At 72.0% G+C, this 17,973-nt stretch carries 15 protein-coding genes and 1 tRNA gene; 12 read left to right on the forward strand and 4 right to left on the reverse strand.

Going from position 1 to position 17,973, the window contains the following annotated elements:
• Nucleotides 1-47: 47 nt before the first annotated feature.
• From ACFYP4_RS25645 to ACFYP4_RS25655, 3 genes are all read left to right on the forward strand, one after another.
• Complete coding sequence (locus tag ACFYP4_RS25645; RefSeq protein ID WP_388788790.1) at nt 48-1,538, forward strand: MFS transporter; 1,491 nt, start codon at nt 48-50, stop codon at nt 1,536-1,538.
• A gap of 280 nt (nt 1,539-1,818) precedes the next feature.
• Nucleotides 1,819-2,271, forward strand: a complete 453-nt coding sequence (locus ACFYP4_RS25650) for a DUF485 domain-containing protein (RefSeq protein ID WP_358850096.1) — start codon at nt 1,819-1,821, stop codon at nt 2,269-2,271.
• Nucleotides 2,268-3,878 (forward strand): cation acetate symporter, encoded by a 1,611-nt coding sequence (locus tag ACFYP4_RS25655; RefSeq protein WP_358850095.1) that lies wholly within the window; start codon nt 2,268-2,270, stop codon nt 3,876-3,878. Before ACFYP4_RS25650 ends, ACFYP4_RS25655 begins: the two co-directional genes overlap by 4 nt.
• A 291-nt stretch (nt 3,879-4,169) precedes the next feature.
• Here the strand turns inward: ACFYP4_RS25655 and ACFYP4_RS25660 are convergent, their stop codons facing one another.
• The 3 genes from ACFYP4_RS25660 to ACFYP4_RS25670 form a co-directional block, all read right to left on the reverse strand.
• On the reverse strand, nt 4,170-5,054 hold the full coding sequence (locus tag ACFYP4_RS25660) for a DivIVA domain-containing protein (RefSeq protein ID WP_388788366.1): 885 nt from the start codon (nt 5,052-5,054) through the stop codon (nt 4,170-4,172).
• A 195-nt stretch (nt 5,055-5,249) separates the two neighbouring features.
• A complete protein-coding gene (locus tag ACFYP4_RS25665; RefSeq protein WP_388788369.1) occupies nt 5,250-8,396 on the reverse strand; it encodes an SUKH-4 family immunity protein in 3,147 nt (1,048 codons plus the stop codon).
• 7 nt (nt 8,397-8,403) lie between these two features.
• Nucleotides 8,404-9,390, reverse strand: a complete 987-nt coding sequence (locus ACFYP4_RS25670; RefSeq protein WP_358850092.1) for an SMI1/KNR4 family protein — start codon at nt 9,388-9,390, stop codon at nt 8,404-8,406.
• Nucleotides 9,391-9,646: 256 nt separating this feature from the next.
• Here ACFYP4_RS25670 and ACFYP4_RS25675 point away from each other — a divergent pair, with 256 nt between their 5' ends.
• Together ACFYP4_RS25675 and ACFYP4_RS25680 are read left to right on the forward strand one after the other, a co-directional pair.
• Nucleotides 9,647-10,150, forward strand: coding sequence for a YwqJ-related putative deaminase (locus tag ACFYP4_RS25675; protein ID WP_388788372.1), 504 nt, complete (start codon nt 9,647-9,649; stop codon nt 10,148-10,150).
• A gap of 53 nt (nt 10,151-10,203) precedes the next feature.
• The gene (locus tag ACFYP4_RS25680) at nt 10,204-10,698 is read left to right on the forward strand and encodes an SUKH-3 domain-containing protein (protein ID WP_358850090.1); all 495 of its coding nucleotides are present in this window, start codon (nt 10,204-10,206) and stop codon (nt 10,696-10,698) included.
• Between the two features lie 130 nt (nt 10,699-10,828).
• On the opposite strand, the gene ACFYP4_RS25685 is transcribed toward ACFYP4_RS25680, so the two are convergent.
• Nucleotides 10,829-12,145 carry a histidine kinase gene (locus ACFYP4_RS25685; RefSeq protein ID WP_358850089.1) on the reverse strand — a complete coding sequence of 439 codons (1,317 nt, stop codon included), beginning with the start codon at nt 12,143-12,145 and terminating at the stop codon, nt 10,829-10,831.
• A gap of 168 nt (nt 12,146-12,313) precedes the next feature.
• Between ACFYP4_RS25685 and ACFYP4_RS25690 the strand changes: the two genes are divergently transcribed.
• From ACFYP4_RS25690 to ACFYP4_RS25720, 7 genes are all read left to right on the forward strand, one after another.
• The gene (locus ACFYP4_RS25690) at nt 12,314-13,171 is read left to right on the forward strand and encodes a hypothetical protein (RefSeq protein ID WP_388788377.1); all 858 of its coding nucleotides are present in this window, start codon (nt 12,314-12,316) and stop codon (nt 13,169-13,171) included.
• A 27-nt stretch (nt 13,172-13,198) separates the two neighbouring features.
• Nucleotides 13,199-13,270, forward strand: a tRNA-Gln gene (locus tag ACFYP4_RS25695).
• A gap of 115 nt (nt 13,271-13,385) precedes the next feature.
• On the forward strand, nt 13,386-14,834 hold the full coding sequence (glmU, locus tag ACFYP4_RS25700; protein ID WP_388788380.1) for a bifunctional UDP-N-acetylglucosamine diphosphorylase/glucosamine-1-phosphate N-acetyltransferase GlmU: 1,449 nt from the start codon (nt 13,386-13,388) through the stop codon (nt 14,832-14,834).
• 110 nt (nt 14,835-14,944) lie between these two features.
• A complete protein-coding gene (locus ACFYP4_RS25705) occupies nt 14,945-15,919 on the forward strand; it encodes a ribose-phosphate diphosphokinase (protein ID WP_121402468.1) in 975 nt (324 codons plus the stop codon).
• A gap of 186 nt (nt 15,920-16,105) precedes the next feature.
• The gene (locus ACFYP4_RS25710; protein WP_358850087.1) at nt 16,106-16,699 is read left to right on the forward strand and encodes a 50S ribosomal protein L25/general stress protein Ctc; all 594 of its coding nucleotides are present in this window, start codon (nt 16,106-16,108) and stop codon (nt 16,697-16,699) included.
• A gap of 70 nt (nt 16,700-16,769) precedes the next feature.
• On the forward strand, nt 16,770-17,381 hold the full coding sequence (pth, locus tag ACFYP4_RS25715; protein ID WP_388788384.1) for an aminoacyl-tRNA hydrolase: 612 nt from the start codon (nt 16,770-16,772) through the stop codon (nt 17,379-17,381).
• A 98-nt stretch (nt 17,382-17,479) separates the two neighbouring features.
• Nucleotides 17,480-17,968 carry a hypothetical protein gene (locus ACFYP4_RS25720; protein WP_358850085.1) on the forward strand — a complete coding sequence of 163 codons (489 nt, stop codon included), beginning with the start codon at nt 17,480-17,482 and terminating at the stop codon, nt 17,966-17,968.
• Nucleotides 17,969-17,973 lie beyond the last annotated feature (5 nt).

The following is a 17,973-nucleotide window of genomic DNA, read 5'->3' on the forward strand; positions in this document are numbered from 1 at the left end:
CAGGGGGAAGGAATCCGGTGGACCAGGAGCAGACGGAGACACCGGCCGTGCGGACCGGCGCACCGGCCGGCGCACGGGCCGAGGCCCGCCGGCGCCGCGCGGTCGTCGCGGCGCTCATGCTCGCGATGGCGCTCGCCGCGCTCGACGCCACCATCGTGTCGACCGCCGTGCCGCAGATCGTCGGCGACCTCGGCGGCTTCTCGGTCTTCTCCTGGCTGTTCTCGGGCTACCTGCTGGCCGTGACCGTGACCCTGCCCGTGTACGGCAAGCTCTCGGACACGTTCGGCCGCAAGCCGGTGCTGATCGCCGGCGCCGTGCTGTTCCTCCTCGGTTCCCTGCTCTGCGCCGGCGCCTGGAACATGGCCGCGCTCATCGCCTTCCGGGTCGTGCAGGGCCTGGGCGGCGGCGCCCTCCAGGGGACGGTCCAGACGCTCGCCGCCGACCTGTACCCGCTCGCGGAACGCCCGAAGATCCAGGCGCGGCTGTCCACCGTGTGGGCGACGTCGGCGGTCGCCGGGCCCGCGCTGGGCGGGCTCCTCGCGACGTACGCGGACTGGCGCTGGATCTTCCTCATCAACCTGCCGATCGGCGCGCTCGCCCTGTGGCTGATCGTCCGCCACCTCCACGAGGGGCAGCGCGTCGCCCGCCGGGACCGGCCCCGGATCGACTGGGCGGGCGCGCTCGCCGTCTTCGCCTGCGGGGGCGTCCTGTTGATGGCGCTGGTGCAGGGCGGGGTCGCCTGGGCCTGGCTGTCGGCGCCCTCCCTCGCCCTGTTCGGCACGGGACTCGCCCTGGTGGCCGTCGTCGTCATCGTCGAACGGCGCGCGGCCGAGCCGGTCATCCCGGGCTGGGTGTGGCGGCGGCGCACCATCGCCGCGGTGAATCTGGCGCTCGGCGCCCTCGGGCTGCTCATGGTCGCCCCGACGGTCTTCCTGCCGACGTACGCCCAGGCGGTGCTCGGCCTCGCGCCCGTCGCCGCCGGATTCGTCCTGTCCGTATGGACGTTGAGCTGGCCGGTGTCGGCGGCACTCAGCCAGCACGTGTACCGGCGGATCGGCTTTCGCGCCACCGCGATGCTCGGCATCGGCACGGCGGCCCTGCTGCTGCTGGCGTTCCCCTTCCTCCCCTATCCGGGTGAGCCGTGGCAGCCCGCCCTGCTGATGCTGCTGCTCGGCGGCGCGCTCGGCCTCTTCCAACTGCCGCTGCTGATCGGGGTGCAGTCGACCGTCGGCTGGGAGGAACGCGGCACGACCACCGCGTCCGTCCTCTTCTGCCGCCAGACCGGGCAGACGGTCGGGGCGGCCCTGTTCGGCGCCGTCGCCAACGGGGTGCTCGCCGCGCGTCTGGGCGGCGCGGGGGATCTCGACTCGGTGACCCGGGCCCTGGACTCCGGCCACGCCGGTGAACACCTGAGCCGAGCGGTCGCCGCCGCGGTGCACGCCGTCTACCTGGGCGCGGCCGGCGCGGCGGCCCTGGCCTTCCTGGTCCTGCTGCTGATGGCCCCACGGTTCCCGGAACCGGCGAATCCGGGGGACTGAACGGGCCTGCCCCGGACCGGAGTCCGGGGCACCCGACGCTCCCCGCCGGGGGGAGATCCGCGGGCCGCTCCTCACACCTCCGCCACACGCCCCACCCGGCCCACGCACAACGAAGCGACAGGCTGGCGCCGGGTAACACCGCAGGTCACCGAAGTAGCCGCGCACCGACACTCAGTTCGGAGAAACCCCTCCTCCCGTCGGCTACTTGCGAGTAACGTGCCTCGCTCACCCCCCACTCCCCGCGGTCCCCACGGACCCGAGCCGCGCAAGGAGAAACGGGATGCCAGACGCGTTCTCGTTCCCCGCACACCAGCCGTATCAACCGAACCGGCAGTCACCCCACAACTCGTCCCCCTCCTACGCCACCTACCCCTGGGAGCCGCCGCCGGCCGAGCCTCCGAGACCACGCCGCCCACGCCATCACGCGCTCGGGCAGCACAGCGACATCCGCCTGCTGCGCAGCGCCTACCGCCGGCAGCGCCGGGTGGCCACCCTCACCGCGCTCGGCTACTTCGTGCTCTTCCTCCTCCTCTCCGCGTTCGCCCCCTCCCTGATGGCCGGCCCCGTCTCCGGCGGACTGTCCCTGGGACTGCTGCTCGGAGTCCTCCAGGTCCCGGTCACCTGCCTGGCGATCTGGCTGTACGAGTACACGGCCCGCCGCCGTGTCGACCCCATCGCCGACCGCATCCGCAGACAGTCCGAACTGGACGTCCGACGGGAGGCCTCCCGATGACCGGCTTCAGCAGTTCCGCGCAGGCCATGTCCCTGGTCGCCTTCACCGCCGTCGCCACCATCACACTGCTGCTGTGCGTGATGACCGGCCCCGACCGGGACGACATCGACGAGTTCTACACCGGGTACGGGTCGCTCTCCCCCCTGCGCAACGGCCTGGCCGTCGCCGGGGACTACATCTCCGCGGCGACCGTCCTCGGCACCGGCGGAGTCATCGCGCTCGCCGGGTACGACGGGGTCGTCCTCGCCCTGAGTACGGCGCTGTCCCTGATGCTGCTGATGTTCCTGCTGGCCGAACCGCTGCGCAACGCCGGCCGGTTCACCATGGGCGACGCGCTCGCCCGGCGGATGCCGGGGCGCGCGGTCCGCATCACCGCGTGCGCCGCGACCATCACCGCGCTGCTCCCGCTGATGCTGGTGCAACTCGCCGGAACCGGCGACCTGCTGGCGTTCCTCCTCGGATTCTCCAGCGACTCCCTGAAGACCGGCTGCGTGATCGGGCTCGGCGTGCTGATGATCAGCTACGCGGCGATCGGCGGCATGAAGGGCACCGCACTCATCCAGATCATGAAGATCGTGATGCTGCTGGGCTCCGGCACCGTGGTCGCCGTCCTCATCATGAGCAGGTTCGACTGGAGTCCGGGCGCCCTGCTGGACGCCGCCGCGCAGGGCAGCGGGGCCGGTCCGGCCTTCCTGCGGTCGGGACTCCAGTTCGCGGGTGGCCCCAGTCCACGCCTGGACATGATCAGCGCGGAGCTGACCGTCGTACTCGGCGGGGCGTGTCTGCCCCACATCACCATGCGCATGTACACCGCCAACAGCGCCCGCCAGGTCCGCCGTTCGCTGTCCTGGGCGGTGCCGTGCGTGGCCCTGTTCGTGCTGGTCATCTCGGTCGTCGGGTTCGGCGCGACGGCCCTGGTCGGACGCGGGGCGATCTCCGCCGCCGACCCGCAGGGCAACACGGCCTATCTGCTGGGCGCCCGGGCCGCGTTCGGGACGAACGTCTCGACGGCGGAGACCCTGCTGTTCACGACCGTCACCACGGCGATCTTCCTGACCGTGCTCGCCTCGGTCGCCGGGATGATCCTGGCCTGCGCCAACTCCCTCGCGCACGACGTGTTCGCGGCGCGCGTGCGGGAGATGACACCGCGCCGCGAGATGACCGTCGCCCGGCTCTCCGCGCTCGCGGTCGGGGCACCGGCGATCCTGCTGGCCACGCTCGTCCAGCACCACAGCCTGCAGCCGCTGGTCACCCTGTCGTTCTGCCTGGGCGCCTCCGCCATCGCGCCCGCGCTGGTCTACAGCCTCTTCTGGCGCCGCTACACCCGGGCGGGCCTGATGTGCACCCTCATCGGCGGCTCGCTCACGGTCCTCGTGCTGATGACCGGCACCAACCTCGTGTCCGGCTCCCCCGCCTCCGCCTTCCCCGAGGCGGACTTCAACTGGTTCCCGTTCACCACGACCGGCATCCTCTCCATCCCGCTCGGCTTCGCCTACGGCTGGCTCGGCACGGTGGCCTCCGGACGCCGGAAGGCCGGGGAGCAGCGCCGCCAGTACGAGGCGGTGGAGGGCTGGATCCTGGCCGGCGCGGTCCGCCGCACCGACTGAGCCACGGCCCGCCGGAAGCCACCCGGCCGGGCGAACACCGTCCACCGGCCGGGGGAGCAACCCCGGCCGGTGGACGGCGGAGTCGGCCGGGGGAGCCACCCCGACGGGTGGACTGCGGGGCCGGCAGGGGGAACCATCACGGCCGGCGGGCGCCGGCTCGGGACACCCCTGCGATGCAGGCGGGTGCAGACCCGGGGCGCCCCGGCGGGACGCACGGCGGGGGTGCCCGGCCGGGTCCACTGCGGCCGGTGCAGTACCGGGGTCACTCCGTAGCGTGGGCGGTGGGCGCGGTCACTCCGCCGGGGCCCGGCCCGTCAGCGCCGTCAGTTTGCCGCGTACCTGGTCCATCTGGGCCCGTACCTCGTCCCAGCGTTCACCGTGCTCTCGCAGGACGCCCTCGGTCTCCCGCGCGATGTCGTCCGCACGGACCCTGGCTGCGGCGACCACCTCCGCGGCGCGCGCCTCCGCGGCCTCCTGGGTGTGCCGCACCGACTCCTCGGCCCGCGCCAGCTCCCGCCCCGCCGCGGCCAGGCCGGCCTCGGCGCGGGCCATCAGTTCCTCGTGGTGGGCGTCGAGCGCCGCCGCCCGCTCCACGGCCGCCCGCTCGGCCTCCTCCCAGCGCGTCGCGTGCTCCCTCTCCTGCCCGGCGAGCAGTTCCCCGCTGCGCCGCCGCGCCTCCCGCAGCACGGCCAGCGCCTCGCTGCGGCCCGCCTTCACCGCGCGGCGGGCCGAGATCCGCAGCTCGTCGGCCTCGGCACGGGCCACCCGCAGCCGCTGTCCCACGTGCTCGTCGGTCGCGGCGCGCACCTCGTCGGCGTACGCCTGCGCGTCCTCCCGCAGGCGCCGGCCCGCCGCCTCCGCGTCCTCGACGAGCTGCCGCGCCTGCCGCCGGGCGCCCTCGCGCACCCCGTCGGCCTCCTCCCCGGCGAGCGCGAAGAGCCGTCGCGCACTCTCACCGAGACTCTCGTACGTCTGCGGGGCCAGCCCGGCGACCACCTCGCGCAGGTCCTCCGCGTCGGCCTCCATCTGCCTGGCCAGCACGGTCAGCCGGGCGGCCCGCTCCCAGGCGGCGTCACGGTCCCGCGAGAGGGCCGCGGCGAACGCGTCGACCTGCTCGGGACGGTAACCGCGCCGTACGGCCACGAAGCCGTGCGGCGACACCGAAGCGCTGCTCATCCGGTAACCCCTCTCCGCCGAACACACACGAACTGACGAATGATTTCGCGCATATCGTGACGGATCACACGGAAGTGTTCATAACGCGACACTCCGCTTGACCGTTCCGGTCAGGGTCCATGACGAAAAGGGGCGGTCCCGGTCGCACGACCGGAACCGCCCCTTCGGCGCCGAGCACCACGGCTCAGCGGCGCCTCACAACAGCCCGTCCCACATCTGCTCCAGCAGCACCGACCACCAGCTCTCCGGCGACCCCAGGGCCGCCGGGTCGAGGGCGGCCAGCTGCGCCTGGAAGTCGACGGTCCAGCGTCCCGCCTGCTCCTGGTTGAGGCCGTACCGCAGCCGCCACATCCGGCCCAGCAGCGCCAGACAGCGCGCGAACTCGGGCAGGCCCGTGTTCACGAACTGCGGCGGCACCGACCCGCCGCCGGGACCCGCCTCCACCGGCACGGCCACGATGTTCGCCGTGCCGTACTGGACACAGACCGCGCGGCCGAAGTCGGTACCCATCACCAGGTACGAACCCGCGTCCGGGGCCGGCTGCACACCCCGCTCCTGCGCCAGCTCGGCGAGCGTCGGCACCGGGCGGCCCGGCTGCGCCTGCGCCCAGAAGAACGGGCCCATGTCGACCGGCAGTCCGGCCACCACCAGGGTGTGCGCCACGATCGGCGGCACCCCCTGCCGGGAGACCGCCGCATGGTCGAAGCGGAAGACACCCGGCCCGAACGCCGCCGCCAGCTCGTGCGCGACGCCCTCCGGCGGGACCGGCGGCGCGGGCTGCACCGGCGGGATCGGGGCCCGCACCGGGGCGGGCCGCGCAGGGCCGTCCGCCACCTGATGCAACTCGCCCTGATGCGCCAGCAGTTGATGCATCCCCTGCTGACGGCTCGCGTGATCCGTGCCGTACGGGGCGATGCTGGTGATCCGCGCCTGGGGCCACGTCTCCCGGATCATCCGCGCGCAGTACGCACCCGGCAGCTCGCAGGACTCCAACTCCGTGTGCAGCTCCAGCACCTGCTGCGGCGGCACGTTCATCGCACGCAGCTCGTGCAGGATCTGCCACTCCGGATGCGGCGTGCCCGGCGCGGAACGCCGGATCAGCTGCTGCTCCGACCCGTCCTGGGCGCGGTAACGCAGCACGGCCTGGTAACCGGGACCCACGGTCGGCTGACCGCCCTGCGGATAGCCGTACGCCGGAGGCTGACCGGGCATCGGCTGACCGGGCACGGGCCCGCCGGGCATCGGGTGACCCGGCATCGGCCGCGGCCCGCCCGGGGGCATGCCGGGTGCCTGCGGCGGCGGAGGCGCGGCCGGGCCGCCGACCGCGGGGCCGGCCAGCATCGTCGCCGCGTGATGCACGGCACCCGGGGTGCCGGGCACCCCCGGCGCACCGGGCGTCGCCGGGGCGCCGGGCACTCCTGGCGCGCCTGGCGGCCTCGGACCGCCGACGACGGGACCCGCCAGCATCGTCGCCGCGTGGTGGGCGTCACCCGCAGGCGTACCACCGGGCGGGTTCGGCGCACCTGGAGCATGCGGGGCACCCGGAGGGCTCGGGGGCGGGGGCGCGCCCGGGCCGCCGACCGCGGGGCCGGCCAGCATCGTCGCCGCGTGGTGGGCGTCACCCGCAGGCGTACCACCGGGCGTGCCCGGGGCCTGCGGTGCGGACGGCGCTCCCGCGCCCGGCAGGCCCTCGGGCCCGTCCGGACCCAGCTGGGACATCAGCTGCGTCGGCACGTAACCGCCCGCGGGTGCGCCCGGCGCACCGGGACCGGGCGGGGGCGTGCTCCCCGGGCGTGCGCCCGGCATCCCGGGAGCACCCGGCGGCGGAGGCGTCGCCGCCCCGCCACCCCGCGCACCGCGCGCCGGCCGCTGCGCCTTGCTGGTCGCGGCGTCCGCGATGTCACCGGCGTTCGGCGGCAGCGGGCGCCCGGCGGATGCCGGACCGGCGGGCGGCTGCGGCGCGCCGGGACCACCGGGACCCTGCGGGTAGCCGTAGGACGGGGCACCCGGCGGAGGCGTGCCCTGCGGACCACCGGGGACGGGCACGCCGGGAGGCGGCGTGCCGGGACCGCCGGGGGCATGGGCACCCGGCGCCGGAACACCCGGAGCGCCGGGGGCGGTTGCGCCCGGAGGTGGCGTGCCGGGGGGCGGGGTGCCGGGGCCACCGGGAACAGCCGCGCCCGCGGTGCCGGGAGCTCCAGGAGCCCCGGGAGGCGCCACACCAGGACCACCGGGAACCGGCACACCCGGAGGCGGCGTACCAGGACCACCGGAAACCGGCGTGCCCGGAGGCGGCGTACCAGGACCACCGGAAACCGGCGTGCCCGGAGGCGGCGTACCAGGACCACCGGAAACCGGCGCGCCCGGAGGCGGCGTACCCGGGCCGCCGCCCGGGCCCTGCGGACAGCCGTACGCGGAACCGGCGGGCACGGACCCGGACGGAACCCCACCGGAGCCCGGCGCACCCGCGTCCTGCGGGGAACGCGACGGCGACGGCGTACCGGGGTCGTCCAGCGCGGGCGCCAGCGTCGTACGCGGAAGGGCACTGCCACCCGACATCAGGGCCGTCTTCGCATCCGGCGTCACAGCCGGCGGCGGCGCCACCTCGTCGAAGTCGCTCAGCGGCGGCGCGAACACCGTCGCGGGCAACGGCACCGAACGGTCCTCGCCCCCATCGCCATTGGTGTCCGTCCCGGCCCACGGCGTCGCCCCCGCGGGCACACCCGACGGCGCCCGGTCCTGCGGCGGCGCCTCCCGCACCTCGTCGTCGGACGCGGCGGCCGGCCACGCCGTCGCCCCCTCCGGAGCGGCCGCGACACCGGCACCCGAGGACCCCGAGGACACCCGGACACCCTCACCGTCCGACACCCCGGCGCCCCCCGGGCCCCCGCCCGCGGAAGCCCCGTCGCCGGACACCCCCGCAGCCGGCGGACGCGACCCCGCCCCGTCCGACTCACCCGCCCGGCGGTCCGGAATCCCCATCCGGTCCGCCGCCTCCTGAAGCCACTCCGGAGGACTCAACAGGAACGACGTCTGATTCAGATCCACCCGCGCCGCAGGCACCGGACCCGCCGGCACGTCCGACACCCCGTACTCCTCCTCGTACCGGCGAACGACCTCACCCACCGGCAACGCCGGCCACAACGTCGCCTCACCACTGTCCCGCGCGATGACGAGCCGCTGCGCCCCACCGTCCGAACGCGGACCGTCGGCACGGTCCTCCGCCCACACCACGAACCCGAGATCGAACTCCCGCACCCGCACCTCCCGGTGCTGATACGAGGCCACGTCCCCGTTGATCCACTCTTCCGCGCGCTCCTGCGCCTGCGCGAAGGTCACCATCGGACGCTCACTCCCCCACCGAAGAGACGGGCACGGCGTACGCGAAGCCACCGTCCACCATCAGATTCGCCACCGTCTCCAACTCCGGCGGACTGCCCGCCAGCCGGGACAGGAACGCGTCGAAGTCGTCCCCGCACGGCAGCAACAACCGCTCCACCCGCTCGGCCGGCGGCCACGCGTCCCGGTCACGCGCGTCGTCGTACGCGCAGAACCACACCGACCCGACCGCGTCACCCTTCACCTTCACCGCGAGCAGACCACCCTGCACGAACCCGACGCACAGATAGTCCTTCGTCAGATGATCACGCAGACACTTGTTGATATAGACGAGATCATTGACCGCCGCCTCGTCGCGCACCGTGAAGAACGGCTGGTCCACCAGCAACCCCAGCTCCGCGTCGAGCGCCGCACCCACCGGCGCACACCCGCCCGCCGCCTTCAGGAACGACCGGTAGGCACCCGGAAGCCGGTACCCCAGGTCCTCCTCGACCCCCAGCACCTGCTGCTCCGACACCGCCACCGACGACTTCGGCAACCCGAAATGCGCCGGCCGCGTCTCCTGCAACGGCCGCGTGCCCCTCTTGTCCTGATCCACCGCGGCCGTCGCCAGACCACCGTGATGCCGCAACAACGCCTTCACCTCGACCGGCACCAACTCCAGCCGCCGCGACCCCGGCACGTGATGCCACGTCCACCCGTGCGGCGTCGCCACCGACGGAATCGTGTCCCACAGGTCGTGCCCGGTCGCGGCCAGCGCGGCATTCGCCGACACGTAGTCCGTCAGCCGCAGCTCATCGACCCCGAAACCCTCCGGCGGCTCGGCGATCTCCGCGGCGGCACGCGCATACGGCGAGAAGTCGGGATAGCCGTGCTCGTCCACCCGCACACCTCCGGGATGACGCGCGGCCCGGACCGGATCCGGAAAATGCACGACCTGCCCCGCGTATGCCGCGTTCGGCGGCGCGGCTTGCTGCCCGAGCCGACCTGTCGTCATGGCGATTGCCCCCTGCGGCGTTCTTCGTACGGCGGTATGGATCCCGGATGTCGACAGCCTATGCGGTACGACGACACAGGTCACCGGGCCTCCAGTTCCGTGACCAGCCGTCACCCCGCCGTGACCGTCCGCCGAAGACCGGGCGTGTCGCGGCGCCCCAGCTTCCCCACCAGCCACGCCGTTTGGCAGTCTGTGTCCCCACCGGCGGCGGTCACATCAGCGGCCGCCACCACGGGCCGGGAGGGGATGGCAAACCATGAACGCGACACAGACGGGCACGTCCGGCGATCCACGCGTCGGCTGGAGCAGCACCGGAACACCCCCCACCCCCACACTCCTCCACCGCCGCGACGGCATACTCCCCACCGTCGCCGCCGCCCTCTCCGTACGCGGCGCCACCCTCACCGGAACAGCCGCCCGCGGCGACCAACCCCCCGCCCTCCACCCCCTCGTGCAGGACTTCCTCGACACCCTCACCAGCGCCCAGCGCGACCGCTTCACCGGACGCTGCGCCGAGACCATCCTCATCTCCCGCCACATCACCTCCGCCGACGCCACCCGCAGCAGACGAGCCGCCCGCAGACCCATGACCAACGGCGAAGCCCGCAAAGCCCTCAAGCACGCCAAACTCACCGCCCGCCGCATCCGCGAGGACGGCGACCCCCTCCACGGCAGCTTCGCCGCACCCTGCCGCTCCTGCACCGCGCTCAGCGCCCACTTCGGCGTACGCGTCGTCGACCCCACAGCACAGGACGACTGACCTCCCCCACCCCCCACCACGCCGGACCACGACACTCGACGAACCAAGGGCAGATGCACGCCGACCGCACCTCCACCACACGCTTCCCCGTCCCCGTCGACGCCGCGCTGCGGGACGCGGGCTGGCAGCCGGGACGCTGGGACATAAAGCAGGCCGAATACTGGGCCGACACACTGCGCGGACACACCTCACCCGCAGGACACCGCCACACCGTCTTCCCCGCCGCCGTGGAAGCCTGGGCCGAATTCGGCGGCCTGCGCATCACCCCACAGGGACCCGGCCGCCGCGTCGCCCCCGCCAACCTCCACCTCGACCCGCTGCACGGCCTCCACATGGCCCGCACCCTCGGCGACCTCGGCCGCGCCCTCAACACCGAGGTCTGCCCCCTCGGCGAGGAGACCGACACCGGCGCCGCCCTCGCCATCGACACCGAAGGCCGCGTCTACGCCCTCGACCACACCGGCGACTGGTACCTCGGCCACGACCTCGACCAGGCCCTCGCCACACTCCTCACCGGCCTCGAACCGGTCCGCCTCACCGCCGTCTGACCCACCCCGACCCCGGGACACCCGCGGACCCACACCCCGACGGACACCCGCACCACGCCTGACGCCCACCCGCGCCCGCACAACCTGACACGCGCCCGCGCCCACACAGCCCCGACACGCACCCGCGCCCTCAGGCCGCCGGCAACACCGCCGACACCCGGTAACCTCCCGCATCCGTCGGCCCCGAGACGAACACACCCCCGAGCGCCGTCACCCGCTCCTTCATCCCCAGCAGCCCGTTGCCACCACTCGGCAGCCGAGCCGACGACGCCGAACCCGGCTCCGGCGGCGGCTCGTTCTCCACCTGCATCGCGATCTCCGACGAACGATGCGCCAGCCGCACATACGTCTTCGCCCCCGCCGCATGCTTGTGCACGTTCGTCAACGCCTCCTGCACCACCCGGTACGCCGTCTGCTCCACCTCCGGCGCATACGACCGCACCTCCCCCTCCACCGACAGAGCCACCACCATCCCCGCCGCCGCCGACTGCCCCACCAACTCGTCCAGCTCCGCCAGACACGGCCCGTCCGCCGCCTCGTCCACCGCCCGCGACGCCGCCACCGCGGCCGCCACCCCCACCGCCACCAACGGCACCGCCGGACCCCGCCCCGCCCGGGAACCCGCCACCTCCCCCGTCCGCAGCACCCCCAGCATCTCCCGCAACTCCGTCAACGCCTGCCGGCCCATGTCCCCCACCAGCGCCGCATTGCGCACCGCCTTCTCCGGATCCTTCCGCGCCACCGCCTGCAACGCCGCCGCGTGCACCACCATCAGACTCACCCGGTGCGCCACCACGTCGTGCATCTCACGCGCGATCCGCGTCCGCTCCTCGTTGCGCGCCCACTCCGCACGCTCCTCCGCCCGCTCCGCAAGCAGCTGCAACTCCCGCTCCAGCGAATCCGCCCGCTCCCGCAGACTCTCCATCAACCGGCGCCGCGCCCCCACATACAGCCCCAGCAGCACCGGTGGCGCCGTCATCCCGAGCGACGTCGTGATCGACAGGAACGGGACGAACCAGTCCCCCATCGTCAGATCCCCGCGCACCACGTCCTGGCGCGCCCGCACGAACGTCACGATCAGCGTCCCCACCAGGGACATGCCCGCCAGCGCCCCGATGATCCGGCGCGGCAGCTCGGACGCGGCGAGCGTGTACAGCCCGACGACACCCATCAGGAAACCCATCTGCGCCGGTGTGATCGCGAGCGCGACGAGCACCACCGCGATCGGCCACCTCCGCCGCAGCACCAGCACCGAGCCGGCCACAAGACCGAACACGATGCCCGCCGCGAGCGGCAGACCCGCGTCCCGCGCGAACGGCACCCCCTCCGCCGCGCACTCGATCGCCGACGCCAGCGCCAGGCCGACGTCCAGCACCGCACTGCGCCACTTCGTCCACCACCACGGCCCTCTCCCGGCCGCGGTGTGGTCTTCCCCCGTCGTGGTCATGCCTCCCAGCCTACGGGCGCACCCCGGGCGGTTTCCGGTGAGTTTCCGCGACCGACCCCCACCACACTCCGCAATCGAACAGAAGCGAAACCTGCCGGTATCCCTAGAACTGCTGAATCGCACATTGTTCGCCCCCGGACGCCCGCATTCCGCCCGAAGCCTGTGCCCATGGCATACGCACACGGCAAATACACCGACTTCGAAACCCTGCGGGAACGGGCGGTCGCGCTGCGACGGGAGGGGCTCAGCCTTCGGCAGATCAAGGACGAGCTCCAGGTCCGCAACAAGGAGGTCCTCCAGCGTCTCGTCGCGGGCGAGCCGCCCCCGGAGTGGACGAAACGGCCGAACGCGAAGGACCACCTGCGGGACAGGGCCCGCGAGCTGCGTCGCCGCGGCTGGACGTACAACGAGATCCAGACGGAGCTGGGCTGCTCGAAGAGCTCGGTGTCGCTGTGGGTGCGGGATCTGCCCCGCCCGGAACCCCGCTGCACCCCGGAGGAACAGCGGGCGCGGATGAACGCGGGACTGGCACGACTGCGGGCTTCTCAGGACCTCGCACGCGAGGCGACCAAGCGGACGGCGACCTCGGAGGTCGGGCGGCTCTCCGCCCGCGAGCTGTTCCTCGTGGGCGTGGGCCTGTACTGGGCCGAGGGCGCGAAGGACAAGCCCTACAGCCGCCGCGAGCAGGTCCTCTTCGTCAACAGCGACCCGGGGATGATCTCCGTGTTCCTCGCCTGGCTCGACCTCCTCGAGGTCGACCGCAGCCGCCTGCGCTTCCGCGTGATGATCCACGAGTCCGCGGACGTGACAGCCGCTGAGCGCTTCTGGGCGGACCACGTCGGGCCCGGCGATGCCTGCTTCAACCGGACCACACTGAAGAAGCACAATCCGAAAACCGTGCGCAAGAACGTCGGCGACACCTATCGCGGGTGCCTTGTCATCTACGTCCGCCAGAGTGCCGATCTGTACCGTCGCATCGAAGGCGCCTGGTACGGCATAGTGTTGGATGCCAACTCGGCGACCTGACCGAATGTCCGGTTTAGCCGTGATTGTTCCCCCGTGGTGTAATTGGCAGCACTGTGGCTTTTGGTGCCATCTGTCCGGGTTCGAGTCCTGGCGGGGGAGCCCAGCACGGTTCGGGCCCTGACAGCTCCGTCAGGGCCCGCTCTCATGTCGCCCCCGAAACGCCCCGGTATCCTGCGGATGTCCACCCCGCCATCCGTAGCCGAAGGGCATCCCCGTGAGCGCCAACCGCCCGGCAGCCGTCGTCGTCCTTGCAGCGGGTGAGGGCACCCGTATGAAGTCGGCCACACCGAAGGTCCTGCACGAACTCTGCGGACGCTCCCTGGTGGGCCATGTGCTCGCCGCCGCGCGCGAGTTGGACCCCGAGAACCTGGTCGTCGTCGTGGGGCACGCCCGTGAGCAGGTCACCGCGCACCTCGCCGGCACCGACCCGGGCGTACGCACGGCCGTGCAGGCCGAGCAGAACGGGACCGGGCACGCCGTCCGGATGGGCCTGGAGGAGCTGGGCGGAGCCGTCGACGGGACCGTCGTGGTGGTGTGCGGCGACACGCCGCTGCTGACGGGCGCGACCCTGGAGCGGCTCGCGGCCACGCACGCCGAGGACGGCAACGCGGTCACGGTGCTGACCGCCGAGGTGCCGGACGCGACGGGGTACGGCCGCATCGTGCGGGACGGCGCGAGCGGCGCGGTGACGGCGATCGTGGAGCACAAGGACGCGAGCGAGTCGCAGCGTGCCGTCCGGGAGATCAATTCCGGGGTGTTCGCGTTCGACGGGCGGCTGCTGGCGGAGGCGCTGGGCAAGGTGCGTACCGACAACAGCCAGGGTGAGGAGTACCTCACGGACGTGCTCGGGATCCTGCGGGAGGCGGGTCACCGGGTGGGGGCGTCGGTGGCGGCCGATCACCGGGAGATCGCCGGTATCAACAACCGGGTGCAGTTGGCTCAGGCGCGGCGGATCCTGAACGACCGGTTGCTGGAGCGGGCGATGCTCGCGGGGGTGACCGTGGTGGATCCGGCGTCGACGTGGGTGGATGTGACGGTGACGTTCGAGCGGGACGCGGTGGTGCTGCCGGGGACGCAGCTGCTGGGCGCGACGCATCTGGGTGAGGGTGCGGAGGTGGGTCCGCATTCGCGTCTGAAGGACACCTCGGTGGGTGCGGGGGCCCGGGTGGACAACACGGTGGCGGACGGCGCGGAGGTGGGTCCTCAGGCGAGTGTGGGGCCGTTCGCGTATCTGCGTCCGGGTACGCGTCTGGGGCTGAAGTCCAAGGTGGGTACGTACGTGGAGACGAAGAACGCGACGATCGGTGAGGGGACGAAGGTGCCGCATCTGTCGTATGTGGGTGATGCGACGATCGGTGAGTACTCCAACATCGGTGCGGCGAGCGTGTTCGTGAACTACGACGGGCAGGACAAGCACCACACGACGGTGGGTTCGCATTGCCGTACGGGTTCGGACAACATGTTTGTGGCTCCTGTCACGGTCGGGGACGGCGCGTACACCGCGGCGGGCTCGGTGATCACGAAGGATGTGCCGCCCGGTTCGCTGGCCGTGGCCCGTGGCCAGCAGCGGAATATCGAGGGTTGGGTGGCTCGTAAGCGTCCGGGGAGCGCGGCCGCGAAGGCGGCGGAGGCGGCTTCCCGGGAGTTGGACGGCGAAGGCTGACCGGAAACCGGCACGTCGGACACGGCGTACCGTGATAGGTGCACAACTCGCACCCCCAGCTGAGATCACTTCTCAACGCCCAGCTGAGACACCTCTGAGGAGACAGTGCTGTGACCGGGATCAAGACGACCGGCGAGAAGAAGATGATGTTCTTCTCCGGCCGCGCCCACCCCGAGCTTGCCGAGGAGGTCGCCCACAAGCTGGGTGTCGGGGTTGTCCCGACGAAGGCCTTCGACTTCGCGAACGGTGAGATCTACATCCGTTATCAGGAGTCGGCTCGTGGCGCCGACTGCTTCCTGATGCAGAGCCACACGGCTCCGATCAACAAGTGGATCATGGAGCAGTTGATCATGATCGATGCTCTGAAGCGGGCTTCCGCCCGGAGCATCACCGTGATCGTGCCGTTCTACGGTTACGCGCGGCAGGACAAGAAGCACCGTGGGCGTGAACCGATCTCGGCGCGTCTGATCGCGGACCTGATGAAGACGGCGGGTGCGCACCGGATCCTGACGGTGGATCTGCACACGGATCAGATCCAGGGCTTCTTCGACGGTCCGGTGGACCATCTGTTCGCGCTGCCGATCCTGGCGGACTACGTGGGTGCGAAGGTGGACCGGAGCAAGCTGACGGTGGTGTCTCCGGACGCCGGCCGGGTGCGGGTCGCGGACCGCTGGTGCGACCGGCTGGACGCGCCGCTGGCGATCGTGCACAAGCGTCGTGACAAGGACGTCGCCAATCAGGTGACCGTGCACGAGGTCGTGGGCGATGTGAAGGGCCGGGTCTGTGTCCTGGTCGACGACATGATCGACACGGGTGGCACGATCTGTGCGGCGGCGGACGCCCTGTTCGCGCACGGTGCGGAGGATGTCATCGTGACGGCGACGCACGGTGTGCTGTCGGGTCCTGCGGCGGACCGGCTGAAGAACTCGAAGGTGAGCGAGTTCGTGTTCACGGACACGCTGCCGACGCCGGGTGAGCTGGAGCTGGACAAGATCACGGTCCTGTCCATCGCGCCGACGATCGCGAACGCGGTGCGTGAGGTGTTCGAGGACGGTTCGGTGACGAGCCTGTTCGAGGAGCAGTGAGCCGTCCGCGGGCTTGCTGAAGATCGATTTCTGGTACGGCCTTCGCGCCGAGTAAGCTGTGACAGTTGCTCGGCGAGGGAGGCCGTACCGCGTTCTCGGGGTATGGCTGTCCGTTATCGACGCGCTCTTCGTAGCAGGCCGTTCGTGGCCGGGTGACCACTTTCCCCACGTACTACGAGGAGTGACATGTCCGAGGTCAAGATCGCCGCTGAGACCCGCACCGAGTTCGGCAAGGGTGCCGCGCGTCGTATCCGTCGTGACAGCAAGGTTCCCGGTGTCGTGTACGGCCACGGTGCCGACCCGGTGCACGTGACGCTTCCGGGTCACGAGCTGCTGCTCGCCCTGCGTACGCCGAACGTGCTGCTGTCCCTGGAGCTCGACGGCAAGTCGCAGCTGGCCATCCCGAAGGCCGTGCAGCGTGACGCGATCAAGGGCTTCCTCGAGCACGTCGACCTGCTGCTCGTCCGCAGTGGCGAGAAGGTCACGGTCGAGGTCTACGTCCACACCGAGGGCGAGCTGGCTCCGGGTGCCTACCTGCTCGAGCACGTGCTGAGCACGCTGACGGTCGAGGCCGAGGCCACGCACATCCCCGAGTCGGTCACCGTGTCCATCGAGGGTCTGGAGGCCGGTGCCGCCATTCTCGCGAAGGACATCCCGCTGCCGTCGGGCACGAAGCTGGCGATCGACGAGGACGCGGTCGTCCTGCAGGTCCTGGCCGCGCAGGCCGAGGAGGCCTCTCCGGAGGCCGAGGGTGCGGGCGACGAGGCCGCCGAGGCCTGATCCCCCGGATTTCTTCTGTTGTCAGCCGCCGTTCCGTTCCGGAGCGGCGGCTGGCGCGTATCCAGCACACATGGGAGACACGGACGTGACGACCGACGCCAATGCGCCCTGGCTGATCGTGGGGCTCGGCAATCCGGGGCCGGAGTATGCGATGAACCGGCACAACGTGGGCTTCATGGTGGCCGATCTGCTGGCGGAGCGGGTCGGCGGGAAGTTCAAGCGGGCCGGGAAGGCGCAGGCCCAGGTGATCGAGGGGCGGATCGGTCCGCCGGGTTCTGCCAACCGGCGGGTGATTCTGGCGAAGCCGATGTCGTACATGAACCTGTCGGGTGGCCCGGTGAACGCGCTGCGGGATTTCTACAAGGTGCCGGTGGGTCATGTGGTGGCGGTGCATGACGAGTTGGACATCGATCACGGGGTGCTGCGGTTGAAGCTGGGCGGGGGCGACAACGGGCACAACGGGCTGAAGTCGATGACGAAGGTGATGGGTCCGGACTATCACCGGGTGCGTTTCGGTATCGGGCGTCCGCCGGGGCGGATGCAGGTGGCGGATTTCGTGCTGAAGGACTTCTCGTCGGCGGAGCGCAAGGAGCTGGGGTACTTCGTGGACCGGGCGGCGGACGCGGTGGAGGCCCTGGTGATCGAGGGTCTTGAGCGGGCGCAGTCGACGTACAACTCGTGAGGGGCCGGGTGCTGTCCGGCCCGTTCGCAGGGGGACGACGGCGACTTGTCGCCCGGCCGGGTTGACCGGGTGCAGTGCCATGGCCAAGGATCGCGGCCATGTGTCCCCGGGCGTCCTCCAGTCAGAGCGCGTATGCGGCGCTGCGGTTCGGGCGACTCGCGGCGATGGGTGTGGTCGCGGCGTTGATCCTGGTCGCGGGGGTGTGGGGTTCCTGGGGTACGGCGCAGCACGTGATGCTGACCAAGGGGCGGGAGCAGGGGACGATGCGGGTGACGTCCTGTGCGGACGATGCCTGCTGGGGGCCGTTCCGGCCGACGTCGGTGGGGTCGCAGGCGCGGGGCCGGGTGGTCATCGAGCGGTCGGTGGCGGTGGAGGCGGGGCGGACGTACTCCGTGGCGGTGAAGCCGGGCAGTGGTCGTGTGGTGCGTACGGGGCCTGCGGGGCTGTTGTATGCGTGGGTTCCGCTGGCGGGTGCGTTGTTGCTGGCTGCGGTGGTGGTGGCGGGTGGTCTGCGGCTGACGCGGGTGGCGTGGTTGATGGCGGGGGCGGGTGTCACGTTCCTGACGGCGACGTTCCTGGTGCTGTGAGCCGG

This window comes from Streptomyces sp. NPDC005551, from assembly GCF_042871785.1.
In the GTDB taxonomy this organism is placed as follows: domain Bacteria; phylum Actinomycetota; class Actinomycetes; order Streptomycetales; family Streptomycetaceae; genus Streptomyces.